Origin of the sequence: Gordonia sp. BP-119, assembly GCF_016924115.1 — a bacterium.
GTDB classification, from domain to species: domain Bacteria; phylum Actinomycetota; class Actinomycetes; order Mycobacteriales; family Mycobacteriaceae; genus Gordonia; species Gordonia hongkongensis.
The window spans coordinates 42,033-68,697 of sequence record NZ_JAFFZF010000003.1 but is presented as its reverse complement, the minus strand read 5'-3'; the positions used below and the strand labels follow the sequence as shown (position 1 = coordinate 68,697).

23 protein-coding genes and 2 riboswitches are annotated in these 26,665 nt (G+C 68.9%); of the genes, 12 read left to right on the top strand and 11 right to left on the bottom strand.

The window, feature by feature from the left end:
* Window positions 1–169: 169 nt before the first annotated feature.
* A complete protein-coding gene (locus JW364_RS02950) occupies window positions 170–856 on the bottom strand; it encodes a C40 family peptidase (protein ID WP_058253071.1) in 687 nt (228 codons plus the stop codon).
* Window positions 857–872: 16 nt separating this feature from the next.
* Window positions 873–1,104: riboswitch (cyclic di-AMP (ydaO/yuaA leader) on the bottom strand.
* Between the two features lie 583 nt (window positions 1,105–1,687).
* Between JW364_RS02950 and JW364_RS02945 the strand changes: the two genes are divergently transcribed.
* Window positions 1,688–3,520: a DEDD exonuclease domain-containing protein gene (locus JW364_RS02945; protein WP_240198555.1), complete on the top strand. Its 1,833-nt coding sequence runs from the start codon at window positions 1,688–1,690 to the stop codon at window positions 3,518–3,520.
* 26 nt (window positions 3,521–3,546) lie between these two features.
* A complete protein-coding gene (locus tag JW364_RS02940) occupies window positions 3,547–3,825 on the top strand; it encodes an Lrp/AsnC family transcriptional regulator (RefSeq protein ID WP_058253073.1) in 279 nt (92 codons plus the stop codon).
* Window positions 3,826–3,871: 46 nt separating this feature from the next.
* Here the strand turns inward: JW364_RS02940 and trpD are convergent, their stop codons facing one another.
* Entirely contained in the window at window positions 3,872–4,942 is a 1,071-nt protein-coding gene (gene trpD, locus JW364_RS02935) for an anthranilate phosphoribosyltransferase (RefSeq protein ID WP_065630045.1), read from the bottom strand.
* A gap of 21 nt (window positions 4,943–4,963) precedes the next feature.
* Window positions 4,964–5,449 carry a hypothetical protein gene (locus JW364_RS02930; RefSeq protein ID WP_137808473.1) on the bottom strand — a complete coding sequence of 162 codons (486 nt, stop codon included), beginning with the start codon at window positions 5,447–5,449 and terminating at the stop codon, window positions 4,964–4,966.
* A 153-nt stretch (window positions 5,450–5,602) separates the two neighbouring features.
* On the opposite strand from JW364_RS02930, the gene JW364_RS02925 reads away from it, so the two are divergent.
* The 5 genes from JW364_RS02925 to JW364_RS02905 all read left to right on the top strand — a co-directional run bounded on the left by JW364_RS02925 (window position 5,603) and on the right by JW364_RS02905 (window position 11,616).
* Complete coding sequence (locus JW364_RS02925; RefSeq protein WP_065630046.1) at window positions 5,603–6,214, top strand: heme-copper oxidase subunit III; 612 nt, start codon at window positions 5,603–5,605, stop codon at window positions 6,212–6,214.
* Between the two features lie 74 nt (window positions 6,215–6,288).
* The gene (locus JW364_RS02920) at window positions 6,289–7,185 is read left to right on the top strand and encodes a c-type cytochrome (RefSeq protein ID WP_058253076.1); all 897 of its coding nucleotides are present in this window, start codon (window positions 6,289–6,291) and stop codon (window positions 7,183–7,185) included.
* Window positions 7,182–8,339, top strand: a complete 1,158-nt coding sequence (locus JW364_RS02915) for a ubiquinol-cytochrome c reductase iron-sulfur subunit (protein WP_058253077.1) — start codon at window positions 7,182–7,184, stop codon at window positions 8,337–8,339. The genes JW364_RS02920 and JW364_RS02915 overlap by 4 nt, the downstream gene beginning before the upstream one ends.
* Window positions 8,336–9,958, top strand: coding sequence for a cytochrome bc complex cytochrome b subunit (locus JW364_RS02910; protein ID WP_065630049.1), 1,623 nt, complete (start codon window positions 8,336–8,338; stop codon window positions 9,956–9,958). The genes JW364_RS02915 and JW364_RS02910 overlap by 4 nt, the downstream gene beginning before the upstream one ends.
* Before the next feature lie 209 nt (window positions 9,959–10,167).
* Window positions 10,168–11,616, top strand: coding sequence for a bifunctional phosphatase PAP2/diacylglycerol kinase family protein (locus tag JW364_RS02905; RefSeq protein WP_137808472.1), 1,449 nt, complete (start codon window positions 10,168–10,170; stop codon window positions 11,614–11,616).
* Between the two features lie 114 nt (window positions 11,617–11,730).
* Here JW364_RS02905 and JW364_RS02900 read toward each other — a convergent pair whose 3' ends face one another.
* The gene (locus JW364_RS02900; RefSeq protein ID WP_058253080.1) at window positions 11,731–12,147 is read right to left on the bottom strand and encodes a cytochrome c oxidase subunit 4; all 417 of its coding nucleotides are present in this window, start codon (window positions 12,145–12,147) and stop codon (window positions 11,731–11,733) included.
* A 2-nt stretch (window positions 12,148–12,149) separates the two neighbouring features.
* Window positions 12,150–13,247, bottom strand: coding sequence for a cytochrome c oxidase subunit II (locus JW364_RS02895; protein ID WP_078112804.1), 1,098 nt, complete (start codon window positions 13,245–13,247; stop codon window positions 12,150–12,152).
* A gap of 403 nt (window positions 13,248–13,650) precedes the next feature.
* On the opposite strand from JW364_RS02895, the gene asnB reads away from it, so the two are divergent.
* The gene (gene asnB / locus JW364_RS02890) at window positions 13,651–15,576 is read left to right on the top strand and encodes an asparagine synthase (glutamine-hydrolyzing) (protein WP_065630051.1); all 1,926 of its coding nucleotides are present in this window, start codon (window positions 13,651–13,653) and stop codon (window positions 15,574–15,576) included.
* Window positions 15,577–15,631: 55 nt separating this feature from the next.
* On the opposite strand, the gene JW364_RS02885 is transcribed toward asnB, so the two are convergent.
* The 4 genes from JW364_RS02885 to JW364_RS02870 form a co-directional block, all read right to left on the bottom strand.
* The gene (locus tag JW364_RS02885) at window positions 15,632–15,946 is read right to left on the bottom strand and encodes a multidrug efflux SMR transporter (protein WP_068972093.1); all 315 of its coding nucleotides are present in this window, start codon (window positions 15,944–15,946) and stop codon (window positions 15,632–15,634) included.
* Between the two features lie 9 nt (window positions 15,947–15,955).
* A riboswitch (guanidine-III (ykkC-III) riboswitch) is annotated at window positions 15,956–16,022 on the bottom strand.
* 65 nt (window positions 16,023–16,087) lie between these two features.
* Complete coding sequence (locus JW364_RS02880) at window positions 16,088–17,065, bottom strand: carbohydrate kinase family protein (protein ID WP_189340143.1); 978 nt, start codon at window positions 17,063–17,065, stop codon at window positions 16,088–16,090.
* Window positions 17,066–17,241: 176 nt separating this feature from the next.
* Window positions 17,242–17,601, bottom strand: a complete 360-nt coding sequence (locus JW364_RS02875) for an iron-sulfur cluster assembly accessory protein (RefSeq protein ID WP_058253100.1) — start codon at window positions 17,599–17,601, stop codon at window positions 17,242–17,244.
* A 216-nt stretch (window positions 17,602–17,817) separates the two neighbouring features.
* Window positions 17,818–18,903, bottom strand: coding sequence for a glycerate kinase (locus tag JW364_RS02870; protein WP_137808471.1), 1,086 nt, complete (start codon window positions 18,901–18,903; stop codon window positions 17,818–17,820).
* Window positions 18,904–19,129: 226 nt separating this feature from the next.
* Here JW364_RS02870 and JW364_RS02865 point away from each other — a divergent pair, with 226 nt between their 5' ends.
* Genes JW364_RS02865 through JW364_RS02855 form a run of 3 tightly spaced genes read left to right on the top strand, consistent with a single transcriptional unit; the run spans window position 19,130 to window position 22,506 of the window.
* Window positions 19,130–19,819, top strand: a complete 690-nt coding sequence (locus JW364_RS02865) for a DUF3043 domain-containing protein (RefSeq protein ID WP_058253102.1) — start codon at window positions 19,130–19,132, stop codon at window positions 19,817–19,819.
* A 3-nt stretch (window positions 19,820–19,822) separates the two neighbouring features.
* Complete coding sequence (gene cobT, locus JW364_RS02860; RefSeq protein ID WP_137808470.1) at window positions 19,823–21,691, top strand: nicotinate-nucleotide--dimethylbenzimidazole phosphoribosyltransferase; 1,869 nt, start codon at window positions 19,823–19,825, stop codon at window positions 21,689–21,691.
* A gap of 17 nt (window positions 21,692–21,708) precedes the next feature.
* Window positions 21,709–22,506, top strand: coding sequence for an adenosylcobinamide-GDP ribazoletransferase (locus tag JW364_RS02855; protein WP_137808469.1), 798 nt, complete (start codon window positions 21,709–21,711; stop codon window positions 22,504–22,506).
* A gap of 16 nt (window positions 22,507–22,522) precedes the next feature.
* Here the strand turns inward: JW364_RS02855 and JW364_RS02850 are convergent, their stop codons facing one another.
* Window positions 22,523–23,629, bottom strand: a complete 1,107-nt coding sequence (locus JW364_RS02850) for a branched-chain amino acid aminotransferase (RefSeq protein WP_058253105.1) — start codon at window positions 23,627–23,629, stop codon at window positions 22,523–22,525.
* A 91-nt stretch (window positions 23,630–23,720) separates the two neighbouring features.
* The gene (gene gcvT / locus JW364_RS02845) at window positions 23,721–24,830 is read right to left on the bottom strand and encodes a glycine cleavage system aminomethyltransferase GcvT (RefSeq protein ID WP_068972102.1); all 1,110 of its coding nucleotides are present in this window, start codon (window positions 24,828–24,830) and stop codon (window positions 23,721–23,723) included.
* 109 nt (window positions 24,831–24,939) lie between these two features.
* On the opposite strand from gcvT, the gene JW364_RS02840 reads away from it, so the two are divergent.
* On the top strand, window positions 24,940–26,487 hold the full coding sequence (locus tag JW364_RS02840; RefSeq protein ID WP_068972096.1) for a leucyl aminopeptidase: 1,548 nt from the start codon (window positions 24,940–24,942) through the stop codon (window positions 26,485–26,487).
* Window positions 26,488–26,665: the final 178 nt, after the last annotated feature.

Here is a 26,665-nt window from a genome sequence, read left to right as displayed (position 1 = left end):
GTGTGCTCGTCGATCCCTGAGCATCCCGGGCCCCTGCACCCGTACCCCGCGTCCCGTCGACCACCCTAGGCGGCCGACCGGCCCCCGGGACTGGTTCGGGCGGATCGCAATCCACGCGATCCGCCCGTCCAGAGACCTTCGTGCTCAGTCTGTTCGTGTTCAGTTGTCGTCAGTACCGACGGATGCCCGTCAGGGTCCACTCCTTGACGGCGTCGCGCTTGACCGGCGTGCCGTAGTTGGACGAGTGGACGAACTGACCGTTGCCGACGTAGATGCCGGCGTGGCCGCCACCGTTGAAGATCATGACGTCGCCGGGCTTGGCCTCGGAGTACGACACCGCGCGTCCGCCGCCGAGCTGGCCGTAGCTGTCGCGCGGGATGTTCTTGCCGGCCTGCTTGTAGGACCAGTAGATGAGGCCCGAGCAGTCGAATGCGTTGGGGCCGGCGGAGCCGTAGGAGTACGGCGCACCGATCTTGCTCTCGGCGGCCTTTACCGCCTTCTGACCGGCGGTCAGCTGCGGCTGGCCCAGGGGCGCGCCGCCACCCTGCGGGCGGAACTGCTGCGGGATCTGCTCCGGCGCGATACCCGGCACGGTGAACTGCCCCAGGTTGGGGATCTCGACCGTGGCGGCGGGCGACTTCTTCACCGGCGTGGCCTCAGGCGCGGGCTTGGCCTCCGGGGCCTTCGCGCCGGGCAGGGCCGGGATCTCGAAAGTGCCCAGCGGGGTGTGGACCGGGGCGGCGAGAGCAGGGCCGGCGGCTGCGGCGAGCGAACCGAGTGTGATCGATCCAGCGATCACCGCCTTCTTGGCGACCGTGCTGCCACGATTGGGCTGTTCCAAACGATGTTTGGCCACGAAGCGAGTTCTCCTTCAGATCTTCCTCTACCGCCGACCGAGTTAGCTGTCGGGTTCGGGCCGGAAGAGTGGCCCTACACGTTTTCGCGCATGAGGTATCCACTGGACACTCATGCATGGCAACGCGATTCACCCCGATTCGGATCGGTTTCGACCGAGTCGCATCAGTGGTGATGCGCTCCGACGAGCCCGTCCGAAGGTTGTGGTTCCCCGGTTCGCCCGCGAGGGCGATTGAGCGGTGACTACTGCGGACCACTTCTGTTGAAGCGGGACGCTCCGCAAAGGTCTCAGAAAGGTTACGAAATCGGATGCGCTCTGTCCACTAAGCGACAGACAGCCAAACCTCGGCCGCTTCTCAGCCTGCCCTGAGGACGGTCACAGAAGCGCGTCGATCCGGCGCCTGAACTGCGGTTTTGGCTGATCTTGCAGATCGTGCAGCGCCGCTGGTCACCATTGCAGCAGCCTGCAGAACGTCGATGGCGAGGTCCAGTTCGGCATCCGCGTCCGAGGTGGCCGCCGTTACCGAACCTCCACCTTCGTGGGACATATCGTCCCAGCTCGGACCACCAAACAGCACTGTCATCATGCACCCGTCGCAAGCGACGGGACGAGCCGGGCAGCGCGCACAATCGACGTACATAATGTGATCTCCATCTCATCTGGCGAGGGTGGGCCGCGTCGGCCCCGTTACGGGTCGTTGTGACCGTGAGAAGACCGCATTTCTCACGTCCAGGTGGAGACTAGGGGCGCCCACCGACAAGTCCGTCGAACAGCGATCGACACAGCAGTCACACGGGTCACACGACACGATGTCGGAGCGTCGCGGTCGCGATGTCGGTGGATCGAACTAGTGTTCGCCGGGTGACGCAGACCAGCGTGGACGGCTCGCCCGCGGGGCAGCTCACCTTCGCCGACCTGGAGGCCGCCGACCAGGGGGCCACGGGTGAGACGACGAACGAATTCAGCGACCGGTCGCTCTTCGAGACGACCCTCGTCGTCGTCGACCTCGAGACCACCGGGTCCGACCCGGTCCGCGACCGGATCACCGAGATCGGCGCGGTCAAGATCCGCGGCGGCGAGGTGGTCGGCGAGTTCGCCACGCTGGTCGACCCCGGCCGGCCGATCCCCCCGCAGATCGTGACCCTCACCGGCATCACCACCGCGATGCTGACCGACGCCCCCCGGATCGAGTCGGTGCTGCCGTCGTTCTTCGAGTTCGCCCGCGGCTCGATCCTGGTGGCCCACAACGCTCGTTTCGACATGGGTTTCCTTCGGCAGAACGCGATCCGGCTCCACCTGCCGTGGACGTTCAGCCTCAGCCTGTGCACGGTGACCATGGCCCGGCGCATCCTCAGCCGTGACGAGGCGCCGACGGTCAAGCTCAGCGCGCTCGCCGACCTGTTCGACGTCTCCGTGCGGCCCACCCACCGGGCGCTCGACGATGCGCGCGCCACGGTGGAGGTCTTCCACCGGCTCCTCGAGCGCGTCGGCAATCAGGGCATCGCGACCGTCGGCGAGCTGACGTCGTATCTCCCGAAGACCGACCCGCGCCTGCGCGCCAAACGCGCACTCGCCGACCATGTCCCGGCCCGTCCCGGGGTGTACCTGTTCCGCGGCCCGTCGAACGAGGTCCTCTACGTGGGCACCGCGGTGGACCTCCGCCGCCGGGTCCGGTCGTACTTCAGTGGCAACGACCCGCGCCGCCGCATCGCGGAGATGGTGCTCCTCGCCCAACGGGTCGACGTCGTGGAGTGTTCCCACGCCCTGGAGGCCGCCGTCCGCGAACGCCGGCTCCTCGGCGCGCACGCACCGGCGTACAACCGACGATCGACCCAGCCGCACAAGGGTTGGTGGGTGACCCTGACCGAGGAACGCTTCCCCCGGCTCAAGGTCAGCCGAACACCCACCGACGAGTCGATCGGCCCGGTGGGCAACCGCAACAACGCGGCGACCGTCGCCGACGTGATCTCGGCGGCCGCCGGTCTGCGCACGTGCACGACACGGCTCGGCGCGACGGGCTACCACTGGTGTCCCGAGGCCGATGGGAGGCGGCGGCCGGGGTCCTGCCGGGCGGCCACGGCGCAGCCGCAGACGGTGCCGGACTACTCTCCCCGGGTCACCGCGGCCCGCCGGCTCATGCGAGGTGAGGCCGACGAGCTCCTCGACGGCCTCACCGCGCGCCTCACCGACCTCGCCAAGGCGCACATGTTCGAGACCGCGGCGCGGCATCGGGACCGTCTCGCGCTCACGATCGACGCCCTCGCCCGCTGCCAGCGACTGGCCGCGCTGTGCGCGATCGCCGAGATCGTGGTCGCCCGGCCCGACGGTGAACGCGGTTGGCAGTTCGCGGTCATCCGGCACGGACGGCTCGCCGCCGCCGGGCGCGCCCGACGCGGCGTCTCGCCCATGCCCGTCGTCGACGCGCTCGTCGCGGCCGCGGAGACCGTGTTACCGGGCCCCGGTCCGCTGCGGGGCGCGCCGGCCGAGGAGGTCGGCCTCGTGTACCGCTGGATGACCGAACCGGGCGCGCGCATCGTGTCGACGAGTGAGCCGGTCGCCCTGCCCGCCGGCTGCGCCGAACGCCGGCTCGGCTGGTCGCAGTCGGCGCACGACGCACGTGCGGCCAGACCCGTCGCCGACTCTCGCACACGGCAGGCGAGCTGAGGGCCACGCACCACTAGGCTGGCGGCATGATCACCGCCATCGTCCTCATCCAGGCCGACATCCACCGGATCCCGGAGACCGCCCAGGCCGTCGCCGACATCCCCGGGGTCGAAGAGGTGTACTCCTGTGCGGGCGACGTCGATCTGATCGCGAAGATCCGGGTCCGTGACCACGAACAGATCGCGACGGTCGTCACCGGCCAGATCAACCGCCTACCCGGGGTTCTCAAGAGCGCGACACACATCGCGTTCCGCAGCTACTCCAGCTCCGACGTCGAGGGCGGTTTCTCCATCGGCGAGAACTGACCCGCCGAACACTGAGCCCCACAAGGATTTCGGGACAGCGTGACCGTCAGGCGGGCGCGGCGAGCCGGCCGCTGAGCTCGGCCCACCGCTGCAGCAGGTCGGCGGCGGCACCGTTGTCGATCGCATCGGCCGCCCGCTCCTTCGCGGCGCCGAGGGCATCGGTCAGTTCCGCCGAGCTCATCGGCGCCTCCTGCTCGAACGCGACGATGGCCCCGGCCGAGTTCAGCAGCACCGCGTCCCGGACCGGGCCCGTGGTCCCGGCCAGCAACTCACGGGCGATCGCGGCGTTGACCGTCGCGTCTCCCCCCTGCAGGGCGGAGAGTTCCACGCGCGCGATCCCCAGATCCGTCGGGTCGACGGTGAGTTCGTTCACCTGCCCGGCGACGACCTGCCAGACCGTCGACGTGGTGGTGGTCGTCAGTTCGTCGAGACCGTCGTCGCCGCGGACCACCAGCGCGGAGCCGCCGCGCTCGGCGAAGGCCCGCGCCAGAACCGGCGCGAGGTCGGCGAAGGCGCAGCCGATCAGCCCCCGGCTGGGTGTCGCCGGGTTGGTCAGCGGCCCCAGCACGTTGAAGACCGTCGGGATGCCGATCTCCTTGCGCGGCGGACCGGTGAAGCGGAACGCCGGATGGAACACCGGCGCGAAGCAGAAGCCGATCCCGAGTTCCGACACGCACTGCGCGACCGCGGCGGCGTCGAGGGAGATGTCGACGCCGAGCGCCTCCAGCACGTCGGCACCGCCGCTCTTCGACGACGCCGCACGGTTGCCGTGCTTGACCACCGCGACGCCCGACGCAGCGATCACGATCGACGTCATCGTGGAGATGTTCACCGTGTGCGACCGGTCGCCGCCGGTCCCCACGACGTCGACGGCCGGGCGACCGACGTCCACGAGCGTCGCGTGGTCGAGCATCGCGCGGGACAACCCGAGGAGCTCCGCCGGTGCGGCACCTTTCATCTTCACGCCGACGCCGAACGCGGCGATCTGGGCTCCGGTCGCACTGTCGGTCATGATCTCGTTCATCGCCCACGCCGCCTCGTCGGCGTCGAGGTCGAGGCGATCGGTGACCTTGCCGAGGATCTGCGGCCAGCTGAAGTCAGACTGTGCGGTGCTCACGGGGAGTCAGCATATTCGTGTTCAGAGCGGCGGACGCTGGAGGACGGCCCACTCGCGTGCGAATCCGCCGTGCCGCGAACCGAGGCTCGCCATCCGGGACCGTTCCTGCGACAGATGCATCGCGTCGAGCATCTGGACCCGCGCCAGGACCAGGACCACGAGCCGGTCGTCGCGTGGCGCCGGCCTCGGCCCCCAGCGTTCGTCGTCGACGGACTCGTAGCCGTCGAGCGCCGCCACCGCGGCCGCATCGGCCCGCCGGGCGGGGGGCACCTCGACGACGTGCCGGAGAATCACCTCGTCCGCGGCTCGCCACGACGACGCGTCGAGCGCCACCGAACTCGCGATGGCGTCGTCGTCGGACCGCGCCACCACCTGCACCTGCTCGTGCAGCGTCAGCGGGCCGACACCGGCACGCGGGCGCAGCCGTGAGCGGAGCCGCGCCAGGCGACCCTGCTCGACGACTCGGCCGTTGAGATCACGGGGGCCGGGCGGCGCCGAACTGGACATGAACACACGGTAGCGAGCCGGGCGTCCGCCACGCCCTTCCCGGACACGCCGAGGATCACCCGATTCGCGCCCGGACCTGCGACGAGAGAAATAGTCGGAGGCAATTTCCGACCCGGGTGGCCACGGCTTACTACGAACCGTCATACTTCACTTGTGACAAGCGCTGTAGGTACCTCAGGAACAGCCATCACCTCGCGCGTGCACTCGCTGAACCGGCCCAACATGGTCAGCGTCGGCACGATCGTGTGGCTGTCCAGTGAGCTCATGTTCTTCGCTGGCCTCTTCGCGATGTATTTCGTCGCCCGTGCCAACTCCGCGGTCGGCTGGCCGCCGCCACCGACCGAGCTGAATCTCGCCCTCGCCATCCCGGTGACGACGATTCTCATCCTGTCGTCGGTGACGTGCCAGATGGGTGTCTTCGCCGCTGAGCGCGGTGACGTCTTCGGCCTCCGCCGCTGGTACGTCATCACCCTCATCATGGGAACGATCTTCGTGATCGGGCAGGCGTACGAGTACACCGTGCTGGTCGGCCACGGCACGACCCTCGCGTCGGATGCGTACGGCTCGGTCTTCTACATGACGACCGGGTTCCACGGCCTCCACGTGATCGGCGGTCTGATCGCGTTCGTGTATCTGCTCATACGGACCAAGCTGTCGAAGTTCACGCCGGCGCAGGCAACCGCGGCCATCGTCGTCTCCTACTACTGGCATTTCGTCGACATCGTGTGGATCGGGCTGTTCGTCACGATCTACTTCATCCGATGACGCCGGCCCGCTCCAGCACGACCGAGCGCAGCTCGATCTAACAACAGTCCGTCCCGCTTAGTAGAGAGTCACAGATGAGTTCATCTCCACCGCGTCCGTCGGATAGCGGCACCGAGGTCGGACCCGATGCCTCGGCCCGACGCTCCTCTGCACGCGACGCCGGCCGCCGCGCCAAGGCCCGACGCAAGCTCCGTCGGCGCGCAGGCGGCACCATCGTGCTGCTGGCCGGCCTCGTCATGGCGGGTGTGCTCGCCTCGGTGCTGACCCCCGAGCCGCAGGTCGCGGTCGCCGACGAGAGCAACGCCGCGATGATCGACGACGGTCGCAAGCTCTACGAGACCTCGTGCATCACCTGCCACGGCGCGAACCTCCAGGGCGTGCCCGAGCGCGGTCCCGCACTTCTCGGTGTCGGCGACGCCGCCGTGTACTTCCAGGTGTCGACCGGACGTATGCCGGCGGCGCGTGGTGAGGCGCAGGCCCAGCGCAAGCCGGCCAAGTTCACCACCGAGCAGATCGACCAGCTCGGCGCCTACATCCAGGCCGAGGGTGGCGGACCGCAGGTGCCGCGCAATGCCGACGGCACCGTCGCGATGGAGTCACTGCGCGGCGACAGCATCGGACGCGGCAGTGAGCTGTTCCGATTGAACTGCGCGTCGTGCCACAACTTCACCGGTCGCGGTGGCGCACTGTCCTCGGGCAAGTTCGCGCCGAACCTCGACGGGGTGAACGAGGCGCAGATCTACACCGCTATGCTGACCGGTCCGCAGAACATGCCCAAGTTCTCGAACCGTCAGCTCGATCCGGAAGAGAAGCGGGACGTGATCGCCTACGTCAAGTACGTGAGCGAGGCCAAGCCCAGTGGTGGTCTGGGCCTCGGTGGTTTCGGCCCGGTCAGTGAAGGCATGGTCATGTGGTTCGTCGGCGTCATCGCCATCGTCGCCGGCGCCATGTGGATGGGATCTCGAGCATGAGCGCGAACGACAAAGACGTCCCGTCGCGGGACGAACTCGAACAGATGAGCACCGATGAGCTCGTCAAACTCGGCACCAATCTCGACGGCGTCGAGATCATCCACCGGTCCGAGCGTTACTCGGTGCCGGGCACCAAGGTCGAGAAGCGGGCCGAGCGTCAGGTGGCCATCTGGTTCACCGTGGCCGGCGTGTCCGCCCTCGCGTGCCTCGGGATCTTCCTGTTCAACCACTGGGAATTCGCCCTCCCGGACGATCCGAACTACTGGTGGTACACGTTCAACACGCCACTCCTCGGCGTGACGTTCGGTCTGTCGGTGTTCGCCATCGGCGTTGCGCTGATCCTCATCACCAAGAAGTTCATCCCGGCCGAGATCTCGGTTCAGGATCGTCACGACGGTGGATCGACCGAGGTCGACAAGAAGACGATCGTCGGTCTGCTCCAGGACACCGGCGCCACGTCCACCCTGGGTCGTCGCAAGATGATCATCGGCTCCGCCGGTTTCGGTCTCGGCGCCTTCGCGGTCACCGGACTCGTGGCCTTCCTCGGTGGCTTCATCAAGAACCCGTGGGCCGAGGGCCCCGACTCGCCACTGTGGCATTCGGGATGGTCGCCGATCTACAACCCGCCGGAAGCGCCCAACGAGACCATCTACCTGCGGCGTGACACCGGCAACCCGTTCCAGGTCGCCCTGGTCCGGCCGGAAGATCTCGACGCCGGCGGTATGGAAACCGTGTTCCCGTGGCGTCGTTCGGACGGGTTCGGCGAGTCCGAGCACTCCCGCCATCTGCTGGAGGAGGGCCTGCACCAGGTCCGCAACCCCGTCATGCTCATCCGTCTGCGTCCCGAGGATGCGGCCCGTGCGGTCAAGCGCAAGGGTCAGGAGAGCTTCAACTACGGTGACTACTTCGCCTACACCAAGGTCTGCAGCCACCTCGGCTGCCCCGCCTCGCTCTACGAGCAGCGGAGCAACCGCATCCTGTGTCCCTGCCATCAGTCGCAGTTCGATGCGCTCGAGTACGCCAAGCCCATCTTCGGACCGGCCGCACGTGCGCTGGCACAGCTGCCGATCACGGTGAACAACGAGGGCTACCTCGTTGCCGCAGGCGACTTCATCGAGCCCGTCGGTCCGGCATTCTGGGAGCGTAAGTCATGAGCATCGCCGAACGCCTCGGCACTCAAGCCGAAGAAGTGGACTCGCGGTATCACCTCGCCGCGGGCATGCGTCGCCAGATCAACAAGGTCTTCCCCACCCACTGGTCCTTCATGCTGGGCGAGATCGCGCTGTACAGCTTCATCATCCTGCTGGTGTCGGGCGTCTACCTGTCGCTGTTCTTCGATCCGTCGATGACGCGCGTGGTGTACGACGGCGCCTACCAGCCGCTGAACGGCGTGATGATGACCAAGGCGTACGAGACGACGCTGAATATCTCGTTCGAGGTGCGCGGCGGTCTCTTCGTCCGTCAGATCCACCACTGGGCGGCACTGCTGTTCGCCGCGTCGATCATCATCCACATGATGCGCATCTTCTTCACCGGTGCGTTCCGACGCCCGCGTGAGGCCAACTGGATCATCGGTTGTCTCCTGCTGATCCTGGCGATGTTCGAGGGCTTCTTCGGTTACTCGCTCCCCGACGACCTCCTGTCGGGCACCGGCGTCCGCGCCGCCATGAGTGGCATCGTCCTCGGTATCCCGGTCGTCGGCACCTGGATCCACTGGGCACTGTTCGGCGGCGACTTCCCCGGCGTCATCATCATCCCGCGCCTCTACGTGCTGCACATCCTGCTCTTCCCGGGCATCATCCTGGCTCTGATCGGCGCACACCTCGCGCTGGTCTGGTACCAGAAGCACACGCAGTTCCCCGGCCCCGGCCGCACCGAGAAGAACGTCGTCGGCGTCCGCATCATGCCGGTCTTCGCCGCCAAAGCCGGCGCGATGTTCGCCTTCGTCACCGGCGTCCTGGCGATCATGTCGGGCGTCTTCCAGATCAACCCGGTCTGGAACATCGGTCCGTACAACCCGGCACAGGTGTCGGCCGGGTCTCAGCCCGACATCTACATGATGTGGACCGACGGTCTGATACGTCTGTTCCCGGCGTGGGAGCTCTACCTGGGCAACTACACGGTGCCGATGTCGAACTGGGTCGTGCTGATCATGACCATCATCTTCGGCCTGATGTTCGCCTACCCGTGGATCGAGAAGAAGCTCACCGGCGACGATGCACACCACAACCTGCTGCAGCGTCCCCGCGACACCCCGGTGCGCACGGCGATCGGCTCGATGGCGGTCTCGTTCTACATCCTGCTCACGATCGCATGTATGAACGACATCATCGCGTTCAAGTTCCACATCTCGCTGAACGCGACGACCTGGATCGGGCGTATCGGTCTGATCGTCCTGCCGCCGCTGGTGTACTTCATCGCCTACCGCTGGGCGCTCTCGTTGCAGCGCAGTGACCGCGAGGTACTGGCACACGGCATCGAGACCGGCATCATCAAGCGGCTGCCGCAGGGTGAGTACATCGAGATCCACCAGCCGCTCGGCCCGGTCGACAGCCATGGTCACCCGATCCCGCTCCCCTACGAGGGTGCGGCACTGCCCAAGCGGATGAACAAGCTCGGCTCCGCCGGTGCCCCGGGTACGGGTTCGATCCTCACGGCGGATCCGCCGGAGGAGCAGCTGCGCAACGTCGAACTCGAGCACGAGATCGAGGCCGGCGAGCGGAAGGCCCTCCGCGAGCTGCAGGCCAAGGGCGGCAACCCCTTCGGCGAGTAGTCACACGAGGTCGCACGACCCACCGCGGGCCGTCGAGCACCATCTGGTGCGCGACGGCCCGCGGTTCGTTGTGCATAGTGGCTCACGTCGCCGACCGACACCACTCCCCTCCCCCGGGGTGGCTGCCGGCGCGGGTCCGATGTGGCACGGTGTACCCCATGCACCGGTCACCTCCCCGAAGTTCCGGTCTGTCCCAGATCACCCGCGGGATGGGCACTCTCGATGCCGAGATCTACGATTCGATCGCCCGGTCCCCGAGCCCGCTCCTCGACGTGACGATGCCGATACTCACCCGGGCCGCCGACCATTCGAAGCTGTGGATGGCGATCGCCGCCGGGCTCGCCGTGTCCGGCCGTCCCTCGCTGCAGCGCGGTGCCGCACGCGGACTGGTCTCGCTCGCCGTGACGAGTCTGGTCACCAACCAGGGGGCGAAGCGGATCCGCAACCGCTCGCGGCCCTCCCACGGACTGATCCCGTTGTCCCGGCGGGGTCGTCGACGCCCGACGTCGAACTCGCTGCCGTCCGGACACTCGGCCAGTGCTGCCGCCTTCGCCGTCGGTGTGGCCGTCGAGAATCCGCCCGCGGGTCTGTTGTTGTCGGCACTGGCCGGGCTCGTCGGGCTGTCCCGGGTGGCGACCGGGGCACACTACCCCGGCGACGTGGTCGCGGGGCTCGGCATCGGCGCCGTCATCGCCACCATCGGTGCCCGTGTCGTGCCGCCCATCACCGAACCGTCGCTGTCCCTGGCCGCCCCGTCGGTCGTCGACGTGGGACCCAACCCCGACGGGGCAGGTCTGGTCGTCGTCGTCAACCCGGGCTCCGCGGACGGCCGTGGGCGCCGGGTCCTCGAGGAGATCCGTGGTCGGCTACCCGCCGCCGAGATCATCGAACTCGACGAGACCGACGACATGGCAGCCGTTTTCGCCGACGTGGCGGCCCGAGCGGAGATCCTCGGGGTGGCCGGTGGCGACGGCACCGTGGCATGTGCCGCCGCTCCTGCGCTGGCCGCCGACATTCCCGTCGCGGTCTTCCCGGCCGGCACGTTCAACCACTTCGCGCGTGACATCGGTTGCGGCACGGTGGACATTACGATCGACGCGATCCGTTCGGGTTCGGCGTCCCGTGTCGACGCGATGTGGCTCAACGACTCCCGCCTGATCCTCAACACCGCGAGCATCGGCGCGCACCCCGACTTCGTCCGGGTCCGCCGACGCCTGCAGCGGCGGATCAGCCGGCCGCTCGCGACCGCGGCGGCCGTATTGCACGTCCTCCGCAAAGATCCGCACGTCCGAATCGAGGTCGAGGGCCGTGTACTCGACGCGTCCCTGTTCCTCGTCGGCAACTCGATCTACCAGCCCACCGGATTCCTGCCGTCGCGACGCGTCCGGCTCGACGACGGCCTTCTCGACGTACGGATCCTCGAGACGAGCCATCGCTGGGCGACCCTGCGCCTCCTGGGTTCACTGGCGCTCGGTCGTCTCGAACGCTCTCACCTGTACCACGAGATGCAGGTCCCCGAGTTCCGCTTCACCGCGGTCGACGGCCCCGTCGCGGTGTCACACGACGGCGAGGTCGAGGAGTCGTTCTCGCAGGCCGACTTCCGCGTGGACTACCGCGTCCTGAAGGTCTTCCGGCCGGTCGGCCGGGAGCGTCCCTGACCGCTCACCGAGGGTCGCTCGGCGACGACACGAGAGCGCCCCACCGGAGATCCGGTGGGGCGCTCTCGTGGTGCGTGCGCGGCGCCGTGCGGCGTCGGCGTCAGTGCCTGTCGCTCAGTGCTTCTCGGGGCCGACGTGGTACTCGAAGACCAGTCCCGCCGCGGTGCCCATGATGACGACGGCCGCGAAGATCGCCAGCCAGAAGTTGCCGGTCGCGAAACCGACCGCGAACGTCGAGGCGCCGAGCGCGATCAGGATGGGCCACCAGGAGTGCGGGCTGAAGAAGCCCAGCTCCCCGGCGCCGTCCTCGACCTCGGCGTCCTCGTAGTCCTCGGGACGGATCTCGACGCGCCGGGCGACGAACCGGAAGAACGTGCCCGCGATGAGCGTCAGGCCGGCCGCGAAGAACAGGCCGACGACGCCGACCCACTCGATGCCCTTGCTGGTGAACGCGGTGAAGAGGGTGTATGCGACGCCCGTCAGAAAGAAGAAGGCGGTCAGCATCTCGAAGAGGCGTGCCTCGATCTTCATCGTCAGCTCACTTCCTTGGTGCAGTTGGCGAGGGTCGGGTTGTCGGGATCACCGGTGGCACCGACGGAGCCGTCGGTCGCGCGGCGGGTGTCGAACGGCACCGTGGTCACCGCTTCGGGTGCCTGGCAGATCGACGCGAGCGCTTCCGCATTGGTGGCGCTGGGGTTCGCCTCGCGGAACCGGATGTAGCTGTCGAAGTCCTCCGGCGAGACGGCGCGGACCTCGAAGTTCATCATCGAGTGGTACGTACCGCACATCTCGGCACAGCGGCCGACGAAGGCGCCGGTCCGGTCGATCGACTTGATCTGGAAGATCGGGTCGGTCGCGTTCTGCTCGGGGAACGGGAAGACGTCGCGCTTGTAGAGGAACTCCGGCACCCAGAACGAGTGGATGACGTCGGCCGAGGCGATGTTGAACTCGATGCGCTTGCCGGTCGGCAGCACCAGGACCGGGATCTCCGACGACGAGCCGACCGTCTCGATCCGGTCGAACTTCAGGTAGTCGCGGATGTCGTCGTCACGACCGCCGGCCGGACCGGGCAGCTCACCGTGCTCGCCGCCCTCGTCGCTGCCGGCGTGCTCGGTCTCGGCGCCGCTGCCGGTCTGGGCCTGGACCTCGAACGGGTTTCCGTTCTGCTCGAAGCCGTTGTAGGTGGTGCCGTCGGAGAACTCGACCTGGTTGTAGCCGAACTTCCAGTTCCACTGGAACGCGGTGACGTCGACGACGACCTTGGAGTCGTTGTTCTTGCCCTCGACGTTGTTCTGCACGATGACCGTGAAGTAGAAGAGCACGGCGATGATGACGAACGGGATCGCCGTGTAGGTGAGCTCCAGCGGCACGTTGTATGCCGTCTGGCGCGGGAACACGCCCTTCTTGGCGTCGTTCGCGCGGTGGAACGTGATCGTCCAGAAGATCAGCGCCCAGACCAGGACACCCATGACCAGCGCCGCGATGACCGACCAGGTCCACAGATCGACCATCTCTTTGCCGTCGGGCGTGACGCCCTCGGGCCAACCGAAACGCATCGCCTCACTGGCGCTGCAACCCGACATCAGCAGTGCGCCGAGGCCGAGAGCGGCGACGAATCCGAGTCGCTTCATCGTCCGCGACGCTGATGAGACACGCCTCGCTCGGGGCCGTCCACCGTGTGCCAATTTCACGCCTTCCTGCTCGCTCACCGGCGCCCTCGCGCCGAGGTGAGTGCATGCCACATGACCTGCACGGGGCAAGGTCTTGCCGTGGACACACAGCAATTCTTGCACCTAGTACTACGCAGCGTAGACCAACCCGCGGAAGCTGTCGGAATCGGGGCGCGATCGGCGTCGTGTCCCCCTCCCTCGGCCCCGCACCGGCGCCCACGGGTCGCGCGCGACAGTCGCGTTCGCTCGCACGGCCCACCGCGCCACATAGGAACTCCGCCCGCCGCTTCAGGCATACTCGGACGCGATCCGGCCCGGCGTCGGAATCGTGCGTGGACTGGCAACTGAACGGAGAGAACGAGACGTGTGTGGTCTGCTCGGCCTGCTGACATCCGACGGAACGGCCGCCGACGTCGTCGAACCGGTGGCGGTGGCCTCGCACTGCATGCGGCATCGTGGACCCGACGAGCCCGGCACGTGGCACGACGACGACATCGTGTTCGGGTTCAACCGCCTCTCGATCATCGACATCGAGCATTCGCATCAGCCGCTGCGCTGGGGCCCGCCCGAGAATCCCGACCGTTACGCGCTGGTGTTCAACGGCGAGATCTACAACTACCTGGAGATCCGCGCCGAGCTGGCGAAGGACGAGGGGGTGCTGTTCCGGACCGAGGGTGACAGCGAGGCGATCGTCGCAGCGTTCCACCACTGGGGCCCCGACGCGGTCAAACGGCTTCGCGGCATGTTCGCCTTCGCGATCTGGGACACCGAGAACCGCTCGCTCTTCCTCGCCCGCGACCCGTTCGGCATCAAGCCGCTGTTCGTCGCGTCGGGCCCCGGCGGGCTGATCTTCGGCAGCGAGAAGAAGAGCCTGCTCGAGCTGATCGAACGCGTCGGGCTGTCGACCGAGCTCGATCCCCGCGCGATCGAGCACTACACCGTGCTGCAGTACGTCCCGGAGCCCGAGACGATCCACGCGTCGATCCGGCGGCTCGAGTCGGGCTGCCACGCGACCGCCACGCCGGGCAGTCCCCTGTCGATCCGGCGGTACTTCACCCCGCAGTTCGGTGTTCGCCCGGTCACCGAGGCCACCCGGCAGAAGCGGTACGACGAGATCGCCGACGTCCTCGCCGATTCGGTCGCCAAGCACATGCGCGCCGACGTCACGGTCGGGTCGTTCCTGTCCGGCGGCATCGATTCGACGGCCATCGCGGCGCTCGCGATCCGGCACAACCCCGACCTCATCACCTTCACCACCGGCTTCGAGCGCGAGGGCTACTCGGAGGTCGACGTCGCCGCCGAGTCCGCGGAGGCGATCGGCGCTCGGCATGTCGTGAAGGTCGTCGGGCCGTCGGAGTTCATCGAGTCGATCCCGTCGATCGTCTGGTACCTCGACGATCCGGTCGCCGACCCGGCACTCGTCCCGCTGTACTTCGTGGCCGCCGAGGCGCGCAAGCACGTCAAGGTGGTCCTGTCCGGCGAGGGCGCCGACGAGTTGTTCGGCGGCTACACGATCTACAAGGAACCGCTGTCCCTCGCCGCGTTCGACCGGCTGCCCCGTGCGCTGCGTCGTGCGGCGGGCAAGGTGTCCGAGCGGATTCCGGAGGGGACCCGCGGCAAGAGCCTGCTGCACCGCGGGTCGCTCACGCTCGAGGAGCGCTACTACGGCAACGCCCGCAGCTTCGACGACGCGCGGCTCCGCGCGGTGCTGCGCGACTACCGTCCCGAATGGACCCACACCGACGTCACCGCACCGATCTACGCGATGAGCCAGGGCTGGGACCCGGTGGCCCGCATGCAACATCTGGACCTCTTCACCTGGCTGCGCGGGGACATCCTGGTCAAGGCCGACAAGATCACCATGGCCAACTCCCTCGAGCTGCGGGTGCCGTTCCTCGACCCGGAGGTCTTCGCGATCGCCGAAGGTCTCCCCCACGACGAGAAGATCGCGCACGGCACAACGAAATACGCGTTGCGCAAGGCGCTGGAGCAGATCGTCCCGGCGCACGTCCTGCATCGCAAGAAGCTCGGCTTCCCGGTCCCCATCCGCCACTGGCTGGCCGGCACCGAGATGTTCGACTGGGCGCACGACACGATCATGCATTCGCAGACCGATCACATCTTCGCCAAAGACGCGGTTGTCGCGATGCTCAACGAGCACCGAGAAGGCGTGGTGGACAACAGCCGTCGTCTCTGGACGGTCCTGATGTTCATGGTCTGGCACGGCATCTTCGTCGAGGGCACAATCGTCCCGGAGATCATCGACCACACCTACCCCGTGCGGGTCTGATTCCCCGACAACCGAAGCCGCCCACGAATCCGGGGCGGCTTCGGTGGCGACGGCGTCAGTGCGCGAGCTTGAGACCGATGACCCCGCCGACGATCATCACCAGGAACAGCGCCTTGAGCAGCGAAACCGGTTCCTCACCGGTGGCCATCGCATAGACGACGGTCAGCACCGCGCCGATACCGACCCACACCGCATAGGCGGTCCCGACCGGCAGATCGCGCATCGCATACGCCAGTCCGACCATGCTGGCGACCAGCGCGACCCCGAACACGGCCGTCGGACCCAGCTTGCTGAAACCCTCCGACTTGCCCAGCGCGGTTGCCCACACGGCTTCCAGGACACCGGACACGATCAGAACGATCCACGACATGACGCTCCCTCCGGGCCGTCTTGTCGCACACCGGGTACAGCACCCCTCGTCCGGGAGTCCTCGATCGGGACTCCGTTCCAACGTCTCACGCCGGGGCGGGGGTGGCAACGTCAGACGCGTCACCACCCCGGAGAACCGGACTCAGCCGGCGAACGCCGCCTTGATCTCCGCGGCCGCCTCGGCGCCGTAGGCGCCCTCGATCCGAGCCAGGGCCGAGTCCGGGTCCCAGGCCCAGTCCTGTGTCGAGACGGTCTCCAGCACGAGCACCGCGACCATCGAGCCGACCTGTGCGGCCCGCTCGAAGTCGAGCCCGCGCGCCAGCGCGGACAGGAACCCGGCGCGGAACCCGTCGCCGACACCGGTGGGGTCGACCTTCTCCGTCTCCGGCACGACGGGGACGTGGATGCGCGTGCCGTCGCGGTCGACGATCTCGACGCCGTCCTTGCCGAGCGTCGTGACGCGCACGCCGACCATCTCCGCGACCTGCGCCTCGGACAATCCGGCCTTCTGGCGCAGCAGTCCCCACTCGTACTCGTTGGTGAACAGGTAGGCGGCGCCGTCGATGAGCGTGCGGGTCTGCTCCCCGTCGAGGCGGGCCAGCTGCTGCGACGGGTCCGCCGCGAACGGGATACCGGCGGCCCGGCACTCTTCGGTGTGGCGGATCATCCCGGCCGGATCGTCGGCCCCGATGAGGACGAGGTCGGGCGTCCCGACCTCGGCGATGACCTCGGACAGCACGATCTCGCGGCTCTCGCTCATCGCGCCGGCGTAGAACGTGGCGAGCTGGGCCATCGTCTCGTCGGTGGTGCACATGAACCGGGCGGTGTGGTGGGTCTCCGAGACCCGCACGCCCCGGCAGTCGACCCCGTTGGCTTCGAGCCACTGGCGGTAGTCGTGGAAGTCGGACCCGACCGCGCCGACCAGAACGGGCGCACCGCCGAGCTGACCCATCGCGTAGCAGATGTTGCCGCCGACACCGCCGCGCCGCACGACGAGATCCTCCACGAGGAAGCTGAGGGAGATGTGTTCGAGGTGGTCTCCGAGCAGCTGCTCGGAGAACTTGCCCGGGAACTTCATCAGATGGTCGGTTGCGATGGACCCACACACAACGATTGCCACTGGAGATCTCGACCCTTCGATTGGTTGCCCGACGGATGTACCCAGCAGGTGGTCACCTCACCCGGACAGGTGATGACACAGACAGGTGTCCACGCTACTCACTCATCGGCAAACGACACCGGCCGCACCCCAAGTGGGATGCGGCCGGTACCGGAAAATTGCTGACGTGTACGGCGTCAGTTGAACGAATCGCCGCAGGCGCAACTGCCGGTGGCGTTCGGGTTGTCGATGGTGAAGCCCTGCTTCTCGATGGTGTCGACGAAGTCGATGGTGGCTCCCTGCACGTAGGGGGCGCTCATGCGGTCGACGGCGAGGGTGACGCCACCGAAATCGGTGGTGATGTCGCCGTCGAGAGTGCGGTCGTCGAAGAAGAGCTGGTATCGCAGGCCCGCGCAACCACCCGGCTGTACGGCGATACGCAGCGCGAGGTCGTCGCGGCCCTCCTGGTCGAGCAGCGCCTTGGCCTTCGACGCGGCTGCGTCGCTGAGGATGACGCCGGTGCTCGTGGCTGTGCCCGTTTCGTTCTGCACGGTCATGGATGCTCCTGTAAGTGGTGTGGTCCCGGTGCATCGTGGCCCGATGCCGTGGTTGGGGTGTGCCCTCACGGTCGTTCGGGATTCACCCGCTCGCCGGGAGGTCGACCGGTGTGCCCGTGCGTACAACCGTACTCCTCCCCGTGGTATTCCCGTCCAGTCGGACGGGCGTTTCCGGGAGGTCGGCACCCGATTCGGCGGCACGGCGCGACGCCGAGGTCAGCCCGGACCGTCCGCCGCCCGGAAGTCGGATGCGACCGACGTCGCGAGCGCGACGAGCTGGTTCTCCGCATCGTTCATCGCGACCTCGACCGATCCGGCGATGTCGACGATCGCATACGCGGCCGCGACACCGGCCGCTCGGATCTCGTCGGGGCCCAGTGCGACCTGCCCCGCGAGGACGATCGTCGGCGCACCCGCGCCCCGGGCGCCGATCGTCGAGGCCGCCTCGTGAAGTGCGGCGACCACCTTGCCCCGGAGCGTCTGGGCGTCGAACTTCCCCTCTCCGGTGACCACGACATCGGCCGCGGCCACCTCGGCCGCCAGCCCGGTCGCCTCCGTGACGACGGTGGCACCGGACACCCGGGTACCGCCGAGCGCGAGCAGCGCCGCACCCAGCCCGCCCGCGGCGCCGGCGCCGGGCTCATCGGCGACATCCCGGCCGGCGAGCGCACTCAACACCTGCGCCCGGTCGGCGAGGCGGGTCTCGAGCAGTTCGACCGTCTCCGGGTCGGCGCCCTTCTGCGGACCGAAGACCGCGGCCGCTCCCGACGGCCCGAGCAGCGGGTTCTCCACATCGGACGCCACCACCAGATCCACACCCCGGAGTCGCTCCCGGGCGCGGTCGCCGCCACCGAGGGCTTCCACGAGGCCGGCGCCGCCATCGGTCGTCGCACTGCCGCCGAGGCCGATCACGATCCGCTCGGCCCCGCGCGCCAGCGCCGCCGCGACGAGTTCGCCGACCCCGCGGGTATCGGCTGCCGTCGCCGTCCGCGGCGTCGGCGTCCCGCCCAGCTGGTGCAGACCGCACGCCTGGGCGCACTCGATGTATGCGGTCGACGACGCGTCGTCGAGAAGCCATCGCGCGATGACCCCCGCCCCGAGCGGACCGGACACCGGTTCGGCGATCACGGTCCCGAACCGCGAGGCGAGCACGTCGACGAAGCCGGGTCCGCCATCCGACTGCGGAGCCACGACAAGCTCGTCCCCATGCCGTGCCGCACGCCACCCTCGGGCGATCGCCCGCGCCGCGACCACTGCGGACATGGTGTCACCGAACGAATCCGGCGCGATCAGGATCCGCACCGGGATCCCGCCGTCGGCCCCGTGGGTGCTCCACCGCGCTGCGCGCCGTTCCCGGTCATGAGCACGGAGTGTAAGTGGCCGAACCCGACCCGGCAGCGCGACATCGACGCGGGACGGATCCGCGATACACCGCGCGAAGCCGCAGATGCCGAGTCCGCCGGGGTGACCACCCGAAAGCGACGACCACGCGTTTGTCTCGCAACATCGATCACCTAGGCTCTACAGCGTGAAGCTGCCATGGAAGAAGGACGACACCCAGGCGGATTCCGGCGACAGCTCGGTCTCCACCTACACCGCCGACGACGAGTCCGGCACCGACGTCGCGCCCTCCACCAAGGGCAGCAAGTACACCCCGGGCAAGGGTCGTCCGACGCCGTCTCGCCGACAGGCCGAGAACAAGCGACGCGGTCCCGTCGCACCGCCCCCGACGAACCGCGCCGAGGCGCGCGCCCGCAAGAAGGAACTGAAGTCCACGCTCTCCAAAGAGGAGAAGCGCGCACTCTCCGCCGAGCGCCGCGAGAAGCGGCTCCAGCAGCGCGAACGGATGATGGCCGGCGACGAGGCCTACCTGATGCCGCGCGACAAGGGCGCCTCGCGGCGCTACACCCGCGACATCGTCGACGCCCGACGCAACTTCGCCGGGCTGTTCATGCCGTTCGCGATCCTGCTGATCGTGTTGATGTTCCTGGTCCCGCAGGCAGCGGCGCTGACCAACCTGATCCTGGTCGCCTTCGTCGTGCTGATGGCGGCCGACGGTGTGATCCTGGGCCGCATGGTCAATCGGCGGGTCGCCGAACGTTTCCCCGAGTCCAGCGACGGCGGTTTCAAGCTGGGCTGGTACGCGTTCACGCGCGCGATGCAGCTGCGCAAGATGCGCGCCCCCAAGCCGATGGTCTCGCCGGGCGACGAAGTCTGATCGATGACCGATCGCGCAGCGCGCACCCTCGTCCTCGGCGGCGTGCGCTCGGGTAAGTCCGCGCACGGAGAGTCGTTGCTCGACGGCCACCGTCAGATCCGCTACCTGGCCACGGGCCCGCTGACGTCCTCCGACGGGGAGTGGATGGACCGGGTCCGGCTCCATCGCGAACGCCGCGACGACCGGTACACGACGATCGAGACGACCGATCTCGGCCAGGCCCTGCGCGCCGCGCCCGACATCCCGGCCCTCGTCGACGACCTGGGCAACTGGCTCACCGCGCAGATCGACGCCGTCCACGGTTGGACCTCGGGTTCGGAGATCGACCTCGACGGCCGGATCGACGACCTGTGCGATGCCCTGCGCGCGATGTCGGCCGACTTCGTGATCATCAGCCCGGAAGCCGGCCTCTCGCTCGTACCGCCCACCCCCGCCGGCCGGGTGTTCCAAGACCTGCTCGGGACCCTCAACGTCCGGGTCGCCGAGGTGTGCGAGCGTGTCGATCTCGTCGTCGCCGGCCGGGTCCTGCACCTCCCCGCCGGAGCTCCCGCCGACGAGTCCGGAATCCCGCATGCAACAGCCGGCGCGGACCCGGCCGGCAACGCGGACCCGGCGTCGGACGCCCCGGTTTCGGCCACCCCGGCATCGGACACCCCGACGACGACTCCGTCCGCCTCCGACGACCCGACCGCGACGCCGCCGAGCACAGCAGCGGCGGCCGCGGTGGCAACCACTTTCGGCGCAGCACCCGAACCTGTTGCGGGCGTGGGTGTCTCGGAACGGCCCCGGCCCGACCCCACGGACGCCGAGGTGTTCGCACCGATCGCGCCGCCGGACGAGGCGGTCGCGCAGGATGCGCGGAAACGGCAGGCGGTACTCACCAAGCCGCCGGGGTCGCTGGGCCGCGTCGAGGAGATCGGCGTCTGGATCGCCGCATGCCAGGGGCAGTGTCCGCCCGCGCCACTCATCTCCCCCACCGTCGTCGTCTTCGCCGGCGATCACGGTGTCGCACGCGGCGGCGTGTCGGCGTTCCCACCCGAGGTGACCGCGCAGATGGTCGCCAACATCGCCGCGGGGGGTGCCGCAGTGAACGTGATGGCGGGCCGTGTCGGCGCCGCGGTGAAGGTCGTCGACATGTCCGTCGACGCCGACACCCCGCCGGAACTGTCGCGGTACAAGGTCCGTCGCAGCAGCGAAGACCTCCGCACCACCGACACCATCAGCCTCGCCGAGGCACGTGAGGCGCTGGCCGCCGGACGCGCCATCGCCGACGACCTCGTCGACTCGGGCACCGACCTGCTCATCGCCGGCGAGATGGGCATCGGCAACACCACCCCGGCGACCGTCCTCATCGGCGCGCTGACCCGGCGCGAGCCGGTCGAGATCGTCGGCCGCGGCACCGGCGTCGACGACGCCGGATGGATGCGGAAGACGGCCGCGATCCGAGACGGAATGCGTCGCGCGCGCAAGGTCATCCACGACCCCCTCGCGCTGCTCGCCGCCGTCGGCGGCGCCGATCTCGCCGCCACCGTCGGCTTCCTCGCCCAAGCGGCGCTGCGTCGGACGCCGGTCATTCTCGACGGCGTGGTGATCACCGCCGCGGCGATGGTCGCCAACGAACTCGCACCGGGGGCGATGCGCTGGTGGATCGCCGGACACCGGTCGGTCGAACCCGCCCATCAGATCGCGCTGGACCACCTCGATCTCGTTCCGGTACTCGACCTCTCGATGCGCCTGGGCGAAGGCAGCGGTGCCGTCCTGGCACTGCCGATCGTGCAATCCGCCGCCGACCTGCTCGGCTCGATGGCCACCTTCGACGAGGCGGGGGTGTCCGACCGGGAGGCCGAACACGCCACCGTCCAGACGACCTGACGCCGAACCGATCCGAGATGATCTCGCCGATCCGGGCGCTGCGCACCGCGTTCAGCTGGCTCACGGTGGTACCCGTCGGTGGTCACGCAGGCGCTTCCGCACCCGACCGGGAGCTGGGAGCGGCGGTCATGGCGTCGGTCCCGGCGATCGGCGCCGCCCTGGGCGCGGCGTCGGCAGGACTGGCTTTCGGGCTCGCGCAGACCGACCTCCCGGCGGTCACGGCGGGCGTGCTGATCGTCGTGCTGCTCGGCGTCGCCACCCGGGGCATGCACCTCGACGGGCTCGCCGACACCGCGGACGGACTCGGGTGCTACGGGCCGCCCGATCGTGTCACCGAGGTCATGCGCAGCGGCACCGTCGGACCGTTCGGCGTCGCGACGCTTGTCCTCACACTCGCCGTGCAGTCGACCGGGTTCGCCGCGCTCGCGAACGGGTCTCGTTGGTACGACCTCGTTTTCGCGATCGCCCTCGGGCGGTTCGGCGCAGTCGTCGGCACCCGGCGGTCCCTGGAACCGGCCCACCACAACGGTTTCGGCGCCCTGGTCGCGGGGACCCAGCGCTCCTCGGTCGCCGCGTGGTTCGTGGTGGCCCTGCTCGCAACCGTGCCGCTCGGACTGTCCGCCAACGGATTCGACGGCGGCCACGTCGAGGTGGCCGCCGTCGTCCAGGGGTGTGCGATCGTGCTGGCCGTGACCGCCTTCGCGTGGTGGTTCACGAGGCACTGCGCTCGCCGGATGGGTGGGATGACCGGCGACGTGCTGGGCGCGACCATCGAACTCGGGGTCGCGATCGGTGTCGTCGGCCTCCTGCTCTGAGGCGTCGTGGCGCCGCTCAGCGGCGGTAGAGCTCCGTCATCCACCCGTGGGTGTCGGCGAAGGTGCCGCGCTGGATGCCGGTCAGGGTGTCACGCAACGCCTGCGTCACCTCACCGGTCTCACCGTTGTTGATGGTGTAGTCCTCGCCCTCACCCTTGACCCGGCCGACCGGGGTGATGACCGCGGCGGTGCCACAGGCGAACACCTCGGTGATGTCGCCCGACGCCACGCCCTTGCGCAGCTCCTCGGTGGTGATCTTGCGTTCCTCGACCTCGAAGCCGGCATCGGTGGCCAGCGTCAGCAACGACGAACGGGTGATGCCGGGCAGCAGTGAGCCCGACAACTCGGGGGTCACCAGCCGGGCGTCGGCGCCTGAGCCGAACACGAAGAACAGATTCATGCCGCCCATCTCCTCGATGAAGCGGCGTTCGATCGCGTCGAGCCACACGACCTGGTCGCACCCCTGCTCGGTGGCCTGCCGCTGGGCGAGGAACGCGGCGGCATAGTTGCCACCGCACTTGGCGAATCCGGTGCCGCCCGGTGCCGCGCGGACATACTCGGTGGACAGCCAGACACTCACCGGCTTGATCCCACCGGCGAAGTAGGCGCCCGCCGGCGAGGCGATGACCGAGTAGATGTAGCTGGAGGACGGGGCGTTGACGCCGAGGCTGGCCTGCGACGCGAACATGAACGGCCGGAGGTAGAGCGCCTCTTCGCCACCAGCGGCGGGCACCCACTCGTTGTCGGCCTCGAGCAGGGCCTTGAGCGAGGCGATGAAATCCTCGACCGGCAGCGCGGGCATCGCGAGCCGCTCCGCGCTGCGCTGGAGACGCGCGGCGTTCGCCTCGGGGCGGAACGCGGCGATCGAACCGTCCGGCTGCCGATAGGCCTTGAGCCCCTCGAACACCTCTTGGCCGTAGTGCAGAACCGTGGCCGCGGGGTCGAGGGCGATCGGACCGTACGGCTTCACCGTGGCGTTGTGCCAACCCACCCCTGCGTCGTAATCGATCATCACCATGTTGTCGGTGAAGTGGCGCCCGAATCCGGGGGCGGACAGGATCTCCGCGCGCCGGCCCTCAGACACCGGGTGCGGATGCTCGGTACGGTTGAACTCCAAGGTCATCACGCCATCGTACCGCCGGGCACAAAAGCATTTCCCGGCCCGGTCGGCTGACCCCCGGGGCTGCGTGGGACGTCGCGCGAGGGCCCGCAGGTCACACGTGCGACGGCACGAACGGCGGGATCACGACCTCGCACGCCAGGTCCCGCCCGCGGACGTCGACGACGACCTCGTCGCCTTTGCGCACCCCGGACGCCGTATCGAGCAGCGCCAGTGCGATGCCCTGTTTGAGGGTGGGCGAGAACGTCCCCGACGTACAGGTGCCGATCTGCTGGTCCTTCCCCGCCAGGCGGACCACGCACCCCGCACGCGGCACCCCGCGGCCGGTCGCCCGCAACCCGTACAGACGACGCGTCGGTCCGGCCTCCTTCTCGGCGAGTAGGGCGTCGCGTCCGAAGAACGACGGCTTGTCCCAGCCGACCGCCCAACTCGACCGCGCCTGCACCGGCGAGATGTCGGGCCCCAGCTCGTGGCCGTGCAGCGCATATCCCATCTCGGTGCGCAGGGTGTCCCGCGCGCCCAGGCCCGCAGGCAACCCGCCGGCCGCCGCGATCGCTTCCAGTAGGACGTCGAACACCGCACCCGCATCGTCCCACCGCGGCACGATCTCGTACCCGCGTTCACCGGTGTATCCGGTGCGGCACACGCGGACCGGTGCCACGCCGTCGGCGGTCGTCAGGTCGGCGTCGGCGAACGCCATGTACTCCATGTCGGCGGGCAGTCCGAGCCCGGCAAGGATCTCGGGCGACTTCGGCCCCTGCACCGCGAGCACGGCGAGGTCGCGGTGCTGGTCGGTGATCGAGATCCCTTCCGGCGCAACCGCTTGCAGCTGGTCGACCACGGACGCGGTGTTCGCCGCATTGGGCACCAGGAAGACCTCGTCCTCGCCGACGAGGTAGGCGATCAGGTCGTCGACGACACCACCGGAGTCGTTGCAGCACAACGTGTATTGCGCCTTGCCCGGCACGATCTTGCCGAGGTCGTTGGTGAGCGTCGAGTTGACGAAGGCGGCCGCACCTTCGCCGGACACCAGTGCCTTGCCGAGGTGGCTGACGTCGAAGATGCCCACGCTCTCCCGCACCGCGGCGTGCTCGGCGACCGTGCCGGAGTACGACACCGGCATGTTCCAGCCGCCGAACTCGGCGAAGGTGGCCCCCAGTGCGGCATGACGGTCGGCGATCGGCCCGGCGAGGAGTTCACTCATGCCGTCCACGCTATCGGGCGACCCCGCCGGCCGGGCACGGACGCGGCGTTCGTCTGCACGTCTTCCCGCTGGGACTCGGCGCCGCCGGAGCTGTGGCAGAGTTGACCGGGTGAGCAAGAACGACACCGTCGACCGCACGCGCGGCCCCGAACTCGAACTGTCCACCTCGATCGGCAAGGACGACTCCGCCCTGGTCATCGGCCTGATCAGCGCCTCGTCCCCCGACGACGCCGAGAATGCCGACCCCACAGCCGAACCGACCCTCGCCATCGGCGACGGCATCCTCGACGACGCCCAGGCCGCCGCCATCACCGCCGCTCTCACCGCCCTCGGCGCGACCGGGTCCCACGGCGAGGTCACCCGGACCGCGGCCCCGGAGTCGCTGCCCGTCGACATCGTCGTCGCCGTCGGCCTGGGCGATGCCGACAACCTCGACGACGCCGACCAGGTCCGGCAGGCCGCCGGCGTCGTCGCCCGTGAACTCGACGGTCACGAGTCGGTCGCCACCACGCTCTCGGCCGTCGACCTGGCTGCCGCCGCCGAGGGACTGTTCCTCGGCGCCTACCGGTTCGACGAGTTCCGTTCGGACAAGTCGAAGCCCAAGAAGACTCCGCCGCAACGCATCACGCTGCTGGTCGAATCGAAGTCCAAGGAGGCCAAGGCCGCTGTGGAGCGCGCGGTCGCCGTGGCCGACTCGGTGGCGATCGCCCGCGACTTCGTCAACACCCCGCCGAGCCACCTGTATCCCGAGGAGTTCGCCGCCCGCGCCCGCACCCTCGGCAGCAAGGCCGGGCTCAAGGTCGAGATCCTCGACGACAAGCAGCTGGAGGCGCAGGGTTACGGCGGGATCATCGGCGTCGGCAAGGGTTCGTCCCGGCTGCCGCGCCTCGTCCGGCTGACCCACACCGCGAAGAAGTCGCCGAAGAAGGTCGCGCTCGTCGGCAAGGGCATCACCTTCGACACCGGCGGTATCTCGATCAAACCCGCCGCCAACATGGACGCGATGACCTCGGACATGGGCGGCGCGGCCGCGGTCATCGCGGCGACGATCCTGGCCGCCCGACTCGATGTCGACGTGACGGTGATCGCCACCGTCCCCATGGCCGAGAACATGCCGTCGTCGACTGCGCAGCGCCCGGGCGACGTACTCACCCAGTACGGCGGCCGCACGGTCGAGGTCCTCAACACCGACGCCGAGGGACGGCTGATCCTCGCCGATGCCATCGTGCGGGCCTGCGAGGACGATCCCGACTATCTCATCGACACCGCGACCCTGACCGGCGCCCAGATGGTGGCACTCGGCACCCGGACACCGGGCGTCATGGGCACCGACGGGTTCCGCGACCGGGTCGCGGCCCGGTCGGCCGATGTAGGTGAGAACGCCTGGGCGATGCCGCTCCCGGCCGAGCTGCGCGCAGACCTGAAGTCCCGCGTCGCGGACCTGGCGAACGTGACCCCCCACCGCTGGGGCGGGATGCTCGCCGCGGGCATCTTCCTGAAGGAGTTCGTGCCCGAGGACGTGCAGTGGGCCCACATCGACATCGCCGGGCCCGCCTTCAACACCGGCGGCCCCTGGGGTTACACGACGAAGGGCGGTACGGGCGTCCCCGTCCGGACCATCGCGGCCGTGCTCGAGGACATCGCCGCGAACGGCTGAGAACACCTCCGGCGAGCCGCGGCCGAGACCGGTGCCGCGGCCGCCGGAGAATCGTTACCGACGAGTACGAGCCGAACCGAGTCGGCGGCTCACCGTACGGGTAGGGTTGGCCGCGGGGATGAGCGGCTGATCCGCCACTCATCTGCGCGGTCTTCCACCGCCTCCCGACCCCCGTGCC

What these genes read in the sequence shown, in the direction of transcription:
- JW364_RS02945 (WP_240198555.1), top strand. Translation starts at nt 1,688, where the DNA reads ATGTCGGTGGATCGAACTAGTGTTCGCCGGGTGACGCAGACCAGCGTG.
- JW364_RS02940 (WP_058253073.1), top strand. Translation starts at nt 3,547, where the DNA reads ATGATCACCGCCATCGTCCTCATCCAGGCCGACATCCACCGGATCCCG.
- JW364_RS02930 (WP_137808473.1), bottom strand. Translation starts at nt 5,449, where the DNA reads ATGTCCAGTTCGGCGCCGCCCGGCCCCCGTGATCTCAACGGCCGAGTC.
- JW364_RS02920 (WP_058253076.1), top strand. Translation starts at nt 6,289, where the DNA reads ATGAGTTCATCTCCACCGCGTCCGTCGGATAGCGGCACCGAGGTCGGA.
- JW364_RS02915 (WP_058253077.1), top strand. Translation starts at nt 7,182, where the DNA reads ATGAGCGCGAACGACAAAGACGTCCCGTCGCGGGACGAACTCGAACAG.
- JW364_RS02910 (WP_065630049.1), top strand. Translation starts at nt 8,336, where the DNA reads ATGAGCATCGCCGAACGCCTCGGCACTCAAGCCGAAGAAGTGGACTCG.
- JW364_RS02905 (WP_137808472.1), top strand. Translation starts at nt 10,168, where the DNA reads ATGGGCACTCTCGATGCCGAGATCTACGATTCGATCGCCCGGTCCCCG.
- JW364_RS02900 (WP_058253080.1), bottom strand. Translation starts at nt 12,147, where the DNA reads ATGAAGATCGAGGCACGCCTCTTCGAGATGCTGACCGCCTTCTTCTTT.
- JW364_RS02895 (WP_078112804.1), bottom strand. Translation starts at nt 13,247, where the DNA reads ATGAAGCGACTCGGATTCGTCGCCGCTCTCGGCCTCGGCGCACTGCTG.
- JW364_RS02885 (WP_068972093.1), bottom strand. Translation starts at nt 15,946, where the DNA reads ATGTCGTGGATCGTTCTGATCGTGTCCGGTGTCCTGGAAGCCGTGTGG.
- JW364_RS02875 (WP_058253100.1), bottom strand. Translation starts at nt 17,601, where the DNA reads ATGACCGTGCAGAACGAAACGGGCACAGCCACGAGCACCGGCGTCATC.
- cobT (WP_137808470.1), top strand. Translation starts at nt 19,823, where the DNA reads ATGACCGATCGCGCAGCGCGCACCCTCGTCCTCGGCGGCGTGCGCTCG.
- JW364_RS02855 (WP_137808469.1), top strand. Translation starts at nt 21,709, where the DNA reads ATGATCTCGCCGATCCGGGCGCTGCGCACCGCGTTCAGCTGGCTCACG.
- JW364_RS02850 (WP_058253105.1), bottom strand. Translation starts at nt 23,629, where the DNA reads ATGACCTTGGAGTTCAACCGTACCGAGCATCCGCACCCGGTGTCTGAG.
- gcvT (WP_068972102.1), bottom strand. Translation starts at nt 24,830, where the DNA reads ATGAGTGAACTCCTCGCCGGGCCGATCGCCGACCGTCATGCCGCACTG.